8 protein-coding genes and 2 pseudogenes are annotated in these 10,212 nt (G+C 69.9%); 3 read left to right on the top strand and 7 right to left on the bottom strand.

Features of this window, described 5'->3' with window-relative positions:
• The 3 genes and pseudogenes from VIG79_RS06245 to VIG79_RS06235 all read right to left on the bottom strand — a co-directional run.
• Window positions 1-143, bottom strand: a pseudogene (locus tag VIG79_RS06245) (phosphoenolpyruvate synthase regulatory protein); the annotation flags it as partial.
• A gap of 78 nt (window positions 144-221) precedes the next feature.
• Window positions 222-1,277, bottom strand: a pseudogene (locus tag VIG79_RS06240) (NAD-dependent malic enzyme).
• 2 nt (window positions 1,278-1,279) lie between these two features.
• Entirely contained in the window at window positions 1,280-2,710 is a 1,431-nt protein-coding gene (locus tag VIG79_RS06235; RefSeq protein WP_331883507.1) for a cation:dicarboxylate symporter family transporter, read from the bottom strand.
• Window positions 2,711-2,857: 147 nt separating this feature from the next.
• Here VIG79_RS06235 and VIG79_RS06230 point away from each other — a divergent pair, with 147 nt between their 5' ends.
• On the top strand, window positions 2,858-4,564 hold the full coding sequence (locus VIG79_RS06230) for a sensor histidine kinase (protein WP_331883505.1): 1,707 nt from the start codon (window positions 2,858-2,860) through the stop codon (window positions 4,562-4,564).
• A complete protein-coding gene (locus VIG79_RS06225; RefSeq protein ID WP_331883503.1) occupies window positions 4,561-5,253 on the top strand; it encodes a response regulator in 693 nt (230 codons plus the stop codon). The genes VIG79_RS06230 and VIG79_RS06225 overlap by 4 nt, the downstream gene beginning before the upstream one ends.
• A gap of 51 nt (window positions 5,254-5,304) precedes the next feature.
• Here the strand turns inward: VIG79_RS06225 and VIG79_RS06220 are convergent, their stop codons facing one another.
• From VIG79_RS06220 to VIG79_RS06210, 3 genes are all read right to left on the bottom strand, one after another.
• Window positions 5,305-6,318, bottom strand: a complete 1,014-nt coding sequence (locus tag VIG79_RS06220) for an acyl-CoA thioesterase (RefSeq protein WP_331883500.1) — start codon at window positions 6,316-6,318, stop codon at window positions 5,305-5,307.
• Between the two features lie 42 nt (window positions 6,319-6,360).
• Window positions 6,361-6,756 (bottom strand): nuclear transport factor 2 family protein, encoded by a 396-nt coding sequence (locus VIG79_RS06215; protein ID WP_331883497.1) that lies wholly within the window; start codon window positions 6,754-6,756, stop codon window positions 6,361-6,363.
• A gap of 148 nt (window positions 6,757-6,904) precedes the next feature.
• Window positions 6,905-7,555, bottom strand: a complete 651-nt coding sequence (locus VIG79_RS06210; RefSeq protein WP_331883495.1) for a M28 family peptidase — start codon at window positions 7,553-7,555, stop codon at window positions 6,905-6,907.
• Here VIG79_RS06210 and VIG79_RS06205 point away from each other — a divergent pair.
• Window positions 7,518-7,778 (top strand): hypothetical protein, encoded by a 261-nt coding sequence (locus VIG79_RS06205; protein ID WP_331883493.1) that lies wholly within the window; start codon window positions 7,518-7,520, stop codon window positions 7,776-7,778. The two genes, VIG79_RS06210 and VIG79_RS06205, sit on opposite strands and share 38 nt — an antisense overlap.
• Before the next feature lie 187 nt (window positions 7,779-7,965).
• On the opposite strand, the gene VIG79_RS06200 is transcribed toward VIG79_RS06205, so the two are convergent.
• The gene (locus tag VIG79_RS06200; RefSeq protein ID WP_331883491.1) at window positions 7,966-9,705 is read right to left on the bottom strand and encodes a tetratricopeptide repeat protein; all 1,740 of its coding nucleotides are present in this window, start codon (window positions 9,703-9,705) and stop codon (window positions 7,966-7,968) included.
• Window positions 9,706-10,212: the final 507 nt, after the last annotated feature.

Genomic DNA, 10,212 nt, shown 5'->3' with positions numbered 1-10,212 from the left:
TCGAACCGCAGCTGCGGGAACTGGATGAGCAGCGCGTTCCCCATCGTCTCCGCGCTGATGCCGGTGCTGTCCGAGAGGAAGAAGACCGGCGTCGCCGACGGGCCGGGCGCGACGTCGGCGGCGACCGGGTCGGCGGAGGTCATGCCAGCAGACCGTATGCGGGGTCGCCGGTTCGCCGGACCAGACACTTCCGCTGGGCGGAAGCGACCTCGGTCACAGGATCAGGGGACACGGGCGAGGACCTCCCGGTGTGTCGTCGTCGACGGCGGGCCAATGGCCGACGCTACCGCCGGAGCCACGCGCGGGTCGAACACGCTGGGGATGACGTAGGTCGCGGACCGCTGCGCGGGGTCGACGACGTCGGCCAGGGCGTCGGCCGCGGCGAGGAGCATCGCATCGGTCACCTCGGTCGATCCCGCGTCGAGCAGACCCCGGAACACTCCGGGGAAGGCGAGGACGTTGTTGATCTGGGTGGGGTGGTCCGACCGGCCGGTGGTGACGACGGAGGCGTTCGACGACGGCAAGTGCGTTGCGGAGGGCGGCGAGCAGACAGATGGCCGTGCCGTGCTGGTCGTCGTGGAAGACGGGGATGTCCAGCTCGTCGCGCAACCTTCGCTCGATCTCGAAACAGCGTGGCGCCGAGATGTCCTGGAGGTTGATGCCGCCGCAGACCGGTGCGATGAGTTTCACCGTGCGGATGATCTCCTCGGTGTCCGTGGTGTCGAGGCACACCGGCCACGCGTCGACCCCGGCGAACGCCTTGGACAGCGCGGCCTCACCCTCCATCACCGGGGGGCGGCAAACGGGCCGATGTCACCCAGGCCGAGGACCGTTGACCCGTCCGTGACGACGGCGACGGTGTTGCGCTTGATGGTGAGCCGCCGGGCGTTCTCCGGGTGGGCCGCGATGTCCAGGCATACCCGCGCGACGCCGGGGGTGCAGGCCCGTGAGAGGTCGTCGCGATGCCGGAGCGGCACCTTCGGCGTCACCTCGATCTTGCCGCCGAGGTGGATGAGGAAGGTCCGGTCCGACACCTTGCCGACGGTCACGCCCGGGAGCCGCCCGACCGCGTCGCCGATGGCGGCGGCATGCTCGGCCGACCCGGCGTTGGTCGTCAGGTCCACCGTCATCCGGTCGGCCACCGACTCGACGACGTCGAAGGCGGTCACCACCCCGCCGCAGCCGCCGACCGCACCGGTGAGGTCGGCGGCAGCGGTGGGGGTGGCCGGGATCTCGATCCGCATCGTGACCGAGTACCCCGGCCCAGGGACCGCGATGGTCACGCCCGCGTCAGCTCCTTGGCCCGCTCGGCGTCGGCCTCCGCCTCGGCGCGAACGTCGGACGCGTCGCCAGGTTCGGTCAGCGAGTGCTCGTGCTCGTCGAGCATGTCCTCCTCGTTGAAGGGTTCGCGTCCGCTGAGGACCTCCTCCATCCGCTCCTTGTCGATGGTCTTGGTCCAGCAGCCGACCAGAACCGTGGCGACGGCGTTGCCGGAGAAGTTCGTGACGGCGCGCGCCTCGGACATGAACCGGTCGATGCCGACGATGAGGCCGACGCCGTCGAGCAGCTCCGGACGGTGGCTCTGCAGTCCACCAGCCAGGGTCGCCAGGCCCGCGCCGCTGACTCCGGCCGCACCCTTGCTCGCGATGATCATGAACAGCAGCAACGAGACCTGCTCGGAGATCGTGAGTGGGTCGCCCATCGCGCCGGCGATGAACAGCGACGCCATGGTCAGGTAGATCGCCGTGCCGTCGAGGTTGAACGAGTATCCGGTCGGGACGACGACGCCGACCGTGCTGCGGTCCACCCCGAGGTGGTCCATCTTGGCGATGAGCCGCGGCAGGGCCGACTCGGAGGACGAGGTGGCGAAGATCAGCAGGTACTCGCGGGCGAGGTACCGCACCAGCCGGAAGATCGAGAGGTTGGCCACGGCCTTGAGCAGACCGCCGAGGACGCCGAACACGAAGATGAGGCAGGTGAGGTAGAACGCGACCATGAGGGTGAGCAGCTGCGTCACCGCGGCCCAGCCGGTCTGGCCCACGACGCTTGCGATCGCACCGAAGGCACCGATCGGGGCCAGCCACAGGATCATCGTGAGGATCTTGAAGACCAGGCGCTGCAGGCTCGCGACACCGCGCAGGATCGGCTCGCCGGCCGGGCCCAGCATCTGGACCGCGAAGCCGACGAGGAGCGCGACGAAGAGCGTCTGGAGCACGTTGCCGCTCGTCAGCGCGGAGAGCAGGGTCGTCGGGATGATGCCCTGGAAGAACTCGGAGAGCCCCCCGGCCTTCTCCGCGGTGTCCGCCAGCTTGGCGGCGGAGTCGGCGGTGGACGCCGAGAGGTTGAGGCCGCTGCCGGGGTGGATCAGGTTGCCCACGACCAGGCCGATCGCGAGGGCGACCGTCGACATGACGAGGAAGTAGACGAACGCCAGGCCACCGACCCGGCCGACCGTGGCGGCCTTCCGGACCGAGCCGATGCCGAGGACGATCGTGCAGAAGATGACCGGGGTGATCATCATCTTGATCAGACTGACGAACATCGTGCCGAGAACGCCGACGCTCTTGGCGGCTGCCGGGGCGACGAGGCCCAGGATCACGCCGGCCACCACCGCCACGATGACGGCGACGTAGAGCCAGTGGGTCCGGTCGCGCTTCTTACGGGTGGGCGGTGATGCGGTGGTGCTCGTGTCGGTGAACGGTGAGGACATCGTTGCTCCTTCGGAGGCGTCGTTGCGGTCCGAGGGGATCGTGTCGAGACGCACATACCCTGGTCACCATTGAGTGCATTTCGTTCACCGAGTGCTTTTCGTTCACTGAGTGCCTTCGTCAACCCACGTGAACGGCAAGGAGGCGTCGTGGCCCGGCACGTTCCGCGTTCGCTGGCGGGTCAGGCGGCGGCCCTGATGCTGGGCATCGTCCTCGTCATCGTCGTGCTGGGCGGTGCGCTCGCCGCGCTCGACGCCCGCCGGGACGGCGACGACGCGGCCCGTGAGCGCGTGGTGGCCATCGCGTCCTCGCTGGCCGCGGCGCCCTCGACCGCTGCGGCGCTCGAGTCCGGCCAGCCGACCGCGACCCTCCAGCCGGTCACCGAGCGGGTCCGGCACGACACCCAGATCGCGTTCATCACGATCATGTCTCCCGATGGCACCCGCTACACGCATACCGACCCGTCGTTGATCGGCCAGAAGTACCTCGGAACGACCGAGCCGGCGTTGCGCGGCGAGACCTTCACCGAGGTCTTCACCGGCACGCTCGGTCCGTCGATCCGAGCGGTGGCGCCGGTGTACGCGTCGGACGGCCGCATCGTCGGGCTGGTCTCCGCGGGGATCACGCAGCAGACGCTGGCCGAGAACTGGTATGCGCAGCTGCCCCTCATCCTGCTCGTCGCCGCGACCACGGTGGTCGCCGCCGTGGTGGGGATGTGGCTGGTCCGGCGACGCCTGCTTCGCCAGACCGGTGGGCTGTCACCGCGCGAGCTGCGGGTGATGTACGAGCACCACGACGCGGTGCTGCACTCCATCTCCGAGGGGCTGGTCGTCGTCGAGAACGAGCGGGCGGTGCTCATCAACGACGAGGCCCGCCGGCTGCTCGACGTCTCGGACGACGTGCCGATCGACATGCGGTCGCTGCCGGCGTTCCTCGCCGACGGGGACGGCCGCTCGACCGACGAGTCGGCTGATCGGTCCGCCGGCCGCTCGGCCGAGCCGAGCGTCAAGGACGAGGTCCGGCTGACCAAGGACCGGGTGCTCGTCGTCAACCGGGCGCCGGTCGCGGTGGGTCAGCGGATGGCCGCCGACGTTGTCACCATCCGTGACCGCACCGAGCTCCAGGGCGCGTTGGGTGAGCTCGACTCGATGAAGGTCTTCGCCGAGTCGCTGCGGTCACAGGCCCACGAGTCGGCCAACCGGCTGCACACCATCGTGGCGCTCGTGGAGATGGGCCGCGGCGACGAGGCGGTCCGGTTCGCCACGACCCAGCTGGAGCTCTCGCAACGGCTGGTCGACCGGCTCACCGCCGCCGTCCAGGAGCCGGCGCTCGTCGCGCTGCTACTGGGCAAGTCGGCACAGGCGGCCGAACGCGGCATCGCGCTGACCGTCACCGACGACACTCATCTCGACACCACTCTCGACGCCACTTTCGACGCCTCTCTCGACGCCAATTCCGACAGCACTGTCGGTGCCGAGAAGCGTGGCCACGACGCCGGCGCGGTGCTGACGCCGACCGAGATGATCACCGTCGTCGGCAACCTCGTCGACAACGCCTTCGACGCCTGCGACAAGGACGACCCGTGGGTCGAGGTCACGGTCCAACAGGACGACGCGGCCCTGCGGATCGTCGTCGCCGACAGTGGGCCGGGCATGGACGAGGCGACGTTTGAGCAGGCCCGGCGACGCGGCTACTCGACCAAGGAGGGCGGCGCCGAGGGCCGACGCGGGCTCGGCCTGGCACTGGTCTCGCAGGTCGTCGAGCGTCACGGTGGACAGCTGACCGCCGAGGTGACCTACGGTTCGGTCGTGTCGGTGACGATCGAGCGCGGCGCCCCGCACAGGCGCCGCTCGTGATCCGCGTCCTCATCGTCGAGGACGAGCCGCTCATCGCGGAGGCTCACCAGGCATACCTGGCGCGCGTCGGCGGGTACGAGGTCGTCGCGGTGGTCAGCACAGCGCGGGACGCGGTCCGCCAGGCTAGTGCCGCGGCTGCGGACGAGACGCCGATCGACTTGGTACTGCTGGATATCGGGCTGCCGGACCACAGCGGGATCGAGCTCGCGTCGACTCTCTCCGGCATGCGGCCGACGCCCGACATCATCGCCATCACGAGCGAGCGCGATCTCGCCGTGGTCCGGGCGGCGGTCGCCCACGGCGTCCTCATCTACCTGCTGAAGCCGTTCACCTTCGGGGCGTTCCGCGACAAGCTCGAGCGCTACCAGCGGTACCGCGACGCCCTCGGCGGGGGCGGGGACGCCGTCAGCCAGCGCGACGTCGACGCGGCGATCGCCGAGCTGCGGGCCGTCGAGACGCGCGGCGCGGCCCCGAAGGGCGTGGCGCCGGAGACCACCGACGAGATCGCCCGGCTGGTCCGCGACGCGGCCGAGGGCCTCTCGGCGTCGGAGGTGGCGTCGACGCTCGGCGTCTCGCGGGTGACGGCCTGGCGGTACCTGGAACGGCTGGCCGACGACAACATCGTCACGCGCACCAGCGACTACGGACGCGCCGGTCGCCCGACGGTCCGCTACCGCTGGCGCCGCTGACCCGGGGGTTTCCCCGCTTCCAGACGCGCGTTGTTGCCGGTTTCGCGCCGCTCACGGCTCCCGAACCGGCAACAACGGGTGTCCGGAGGCCGGAATCGGGTCGGCGGCCAGCTCAGGTCGGGGGATGTCGTCGGCGGCCGCCCGGAGGTCGATGAGGTGCCTCGCGTGCTCGAACAGGTGGACGTCCTCCTCCGTGGTCGGCTCCCAGGGCCGGGCCTCGACCGCTGTCCCCTCGGGTCCGAGGGCGACGAACACGATGAGGCAGTGCGTCGTCAGGCGCCGCTCCAGCACCGCCGGGTTCCCCGACCGGACGTGGACGCTGACGTGCATGCTCGTGCGACCGGTGTAGATCAGCCGCGCCTCGACCTCGACGAGGTCCCCGATCCGCAGGGGCTGGTAGAACCGGACGCCACCGGCGTACACCGCGATGTTGGCGGCGTCGCCCGTCCACTCCGTGACGAGGACATGAGCGGCCTCGTCGATCCAGCGCATGACGATGCCGCCGTGGACCTTGCCACCCCAGTTGACGTCGCTCGGGGCGGCAAGGAACCGGAGGACGACGTTCGGCGCGGTGCTCGCGTCGGTGTAGGACTGCTCGGCCATCGCCGCCGCGATCTGGGCGCGCAGGTCGATGCGGCGTACGGCGGCGTGCTTCTGCGCGAGGTCCTCGTCGTCACCGTCGGGCAGCCCGGGTACCGCAGTCGGGCGCCCCTCGTCGTCCACCGCGACGAAGACCATGAGGCACTCGGTCGCCGGCTCCAGGTCGTGCCCGCGGGGCGAGCCGGACCGGACGGTGACGAGGATGTGCATGCTGCTGCGACCGGTGTAGACCAGTCGCGCGGTGGCCTCGACGAGGTCGCCGACCGACACCGGCCGGGTGAAGTGGACGTTGCCGACGTACGCGGTGACGCAGTACCGGCCGCTCCAGCCGACCGCGCACGCATACCCCGCCTTGTCGATCCACTCGAGCACTCGGCCGCCGCTGACGTTGCCCAGGTAGCCGGCGTCCGTCGGCGCGGCCAGGAACCGGAGCGTCTGCTCGCGACCTCGGGTGTCACGGTCCATGCGCGGGAGTCTGCCACCGCCCCCGGTCGGGGGTATGCGACGTCAGGCCCAGAACCGGTCGTTGTATGCGGTGTCGTCGTAGTACTGCTCGGCTCTGGTGACCCGGCTGTCGAGCATCTCGTAGACGATGACGGACTTCTGGTCGAGGCTCATGGTCCCCCGCATCGCGAGGTTGTGACTCAGCGAGATGGTGTGGTCGTCCCCGGCAACGGCATCATCGAGCACGACCTGGAGGGTGCCACCCGAGCGCTCGAAGAGGTCCGCGAAGAACTGGAGGATCGCTTCGACACCCTCCTTCGGGCCCGCGTAGTACCCGGTGCCCGGGACTAGCCAGACGGCGTCCGGGGCGAAGACCTCGTTGCGGAGCGTCTCCATGTCGCCCCGGGAAAAGGCGGCGAAGCCGTTACGGATGGTGTCGATGTCGTTCTGCTGGCTCATGGTTCAGGTTCCTTCGGTGCTCGTCGACTGACGAACACCAGGATCCTGCGCCGCACCCTTCCGCGCATCGGGTTCCGGACCTTAGATGCCGAGGCGGACCTCCCTATCCCGGTCGTCGCGCGGCCGGGACAGGGAGGAACCGCACGGGTCAGGCGGCGAGCGGTGCGGCCGGGTCGGCGGGCGGCTTGAAGTTGCCCTTCGACTTCGTGCCGTTGATGGGCTCCGTGCTCATCGCGTAGCTGATGACGGAGTAGGCGATGGCATCGCTGTTGTTGTCGAGAGCGACGTCGTTGTTGTTCGCGTACGGGTCACACGCCTGGTGGTAGCAGGGGTCGTACGCCACGCCGGCAGTGCCGCCGAAGATGGCGGCCTCCTGGGCGGTCTTGATGCCCTCGGCGCCGGTGAACAGGCCACCCGACGGGATCCCCTTGGCGATGAACGGACCGTAGTCGGACCGACCGGAGAAGTCGGTTCCCTTGAACGGCAGCCCTCGTGAGGTGAAGAAGCCTTCGAAGGTCTTCTCGATCTGCGCCGATCCCGGGGGACCGGCGGCGGCGCCGACCTTGTCGGAGTCGTCGAGGACGTCGATGTCCGAACGACGAGACCGGCAAGTGACGGTCGTCGCTACGGCGCGGTCCGACGGGCACGGTGCGGGGGTGCTCCTGGGCCGGTGACCCCCGAACTGACACGCAACCGTCTGAGACCCGTTGCCGTCGGAGCACGAGTTCGGCGCACGAAGCCGGAAACGAGAGCGTTCGCCGATGAGACCCCGAGTACCTCGTCCTGCCCTCGCCGTCACCGCCGCCGCTGCCCTGCTCATCACGGGCAGCCTGGCCACGAAGGACGCCGCCGCGGCGTCGTCGAGCTGTGACGCGAGAACCAACAACAACACTGCCAAGCTGCTGGAGTGCGTCACCCTCGAGGGGGTGCGCGAGCACCAGGCCGCGTTCCAGGAGATCGCCGACGACAACAACGGCACCCGCGTATCCGGCTCCCCGGGCTACGACGAGTCCGTCGACTAACTCGAGGACCGACTGCTCGCGGCTGGCTGGAACGTCACCCGTCAGGCGTTCGAGTTCCAGACGTTCATCACGTTGTCGCCGTCCGTCCTCGAGCGCCGCACCTCGGTGGCCTACTCCCGAGGTGACGACCGTAGCGTTCCCGGGAGTTTTCCCAAAGAACCCTGAGTGCCTTCGTATGTCGACGCGGTCAGGTGCCGTGCTGGCAGTGATCGCACGCACAGTCGGGGCCGCAGCCGCCCGACGCCGAGCCGAACACCTCGAGCCGGCAGGCGCACGAGGCGAGCACCGGCACATCGGCGCGGGCCGACGCGATCGCCAGCTGCTGGGCGATGATCCGCGCTTCGTCGTGACGCCCGAGACGCTCGAGGCACTCGTGGTATCCGTGCAGGCTCCACACGTTGCCCGGGTGGTGCACGGAGCGGCTCACTGTGGGGTCGAGGCCGAGGTCCGCCGCATACACCCCCGCGGCCTCCTCGACCCGGCCCTGCTCGAGGAGGAGGGCGCCGTATGCGTGTCGGGTGGGCTGCATCCAGCCCCACGGCTCGTCGTACGGGAGGGCGTCGTCGAGCGCGATCGCCCGTCGAAGGTGGGTGAAGCCCTCCTCGATGCGTCCCTGGCGGTAGGCGAGCTCGCCGTCGAGCATCGCCTCGGCGATCGTGAGGATGTCGCGCGACGTGTTGTTGAAGAGGTAGCGCGTGTCCGGCACCTGCGCCACCGCGTCGGCGAGCTCGTCGCGAGCCGCCTGGGCGGCGGCCACGTGGCCCAGCGCGGCATACGCGACGCCCCGGCCGTAGAGGACCATCGCCGCCGTCGAGCAGTAGAGCTCGCGGTCCTCGGGCAGGGGCTGAGCGACGAGGTCGTCCCAGCGTCCGAACCGGACGAGCACATGGGTCCGTAGCGGGACGAACGACTCCAGCCAGTCGGCCATCGGCGGGCTCTCGATGCGCAGCAGCTCAGGGGTGAGCTGGGCACTCAGCTCGTCGGCGGCGGCCGACGCGTCTCCGTACCGACCGAGGAACATCGCCGAGTAGACGATGAAGTGCAGGTCGTGCGCGCGGTAGAGGGAGTAGAAGTTCAGTGGTCCCGAGCGGTCGACGAACTGTCGATCAGCCTGCACCGCAAGGCGGTTCGCCGAGATGGACGAATGGTAGTCACCGCAGAGGACGTCGAGGTGGCTCGGCATGTGCTGGAGGTGGCCCGCATCCGGGACTAGCCCCCGCAACCGGTCCGCGCTCGGTAGCGCGGCCTCCGGACGCTCCGACATCTCGAGCAGATGGATATGCAGGTGCAGGACGAACGGATGGCGGTCACCGCCGGGAAGGGCGAGGGCTGCGTCCAGCAGGCGCTCGGCCTCGCGGGCGCGGGACCCGAGTGCGGGTTCGCCGGTCAGCGGGTCCCAGAGCGCCCATGCGGTGACGTTGACGAGCGCGTCCGCCGCCAGCGCCAGGACATCGAGGTCCTGCGGGTAGGTGGCGGCCACCTCCGACATCGCATCGGCGTAGGCCTCGTGCCCGGCCTGCCAGGTGTCCGCGTCCTCGGGGACCACCGGCGTGTAGCGAAGGGCCAGCGCCGCGACCAGGCTGGCGGCGGGTTCTTCGACCGGGGTGCCCGTCCGCTGCGCGCGGTCCAGCGCTTCGCGGGCCAGCTCGATCGCCGACCGTGCCCGGCCCAGGCTTGTGGTCAGGTCGACGGCGTCGAACGCCTCCCAGCCCTTGTTGTAGTTGGGGCCGATCGCGTAGGCGATGCCCCAGTGCGCCGCCCACAGATCCGGGTCCTCCTCCAGTGCCTGCTCGAAGCAGGTCACCGCCTCTTCGTGGTTGAAGGCGTATGCCCACACCAAGCCTCGGTCGAACCACACCTGAGCCGCGGGCGACGTGGTCGCCACCGGGCGCTGGTAGTCACCGAGGTCGTAGTACGCGTCGTTCACGGCTCGAGCGTATGGCGCGCACGACGTCCGCCGCCGCCATGGGGAATGACGGTATGCCGGGCCTGAGCGGCACGACCATCGCGACCGGGAGGCGGCGGACGCCCTTGCGGTCGCTCAGGGACGACCTGGACGACGTGGAAGACCTGACGACCGGGACCGGGACCGGGATGACCGGTGCGGCCCAGACGACGCGGAACGAAGGGACGACCTCGTTCACGGTGCTGGCCCGGGTGTTTGCCCGCGGGCGAGGGCGCGGTCGTAGCTGCTGGGGGTCCGGGCCCACACGACCCGCACTCCGGTGCCGCGGGTGCTGGGGTCGTGACCGTGGTCGGTGGTGAGGGTGGCGTGGAGTCGGTCGCGGTGGACGATGGTGTGGTGGCGTTGGCACAGCAGGGTGCCGTTGGATAGTGCGTGCCTAGTAGGTAGCGTGGGAACGTGCCCTCCACCGCCCCCCCGAGCGTCCTGATCTACGCCCGACAGTCCAGGGACAACAGGTCCTCCATCGCG

This window comes from Lapillicoccus sp. (genome assembly GCF_036559105.1).
Taxonomy (GTDB): Bacteria; Actinomycetota; Actinomycetes; order Actinomycetales; family Dermatophilaceae; genus Lapillicoccus.
Note: the sequence above shows the minus strand (reverse complement) of the source record. Positions and strands in the feature narration are given on the sequence as shown.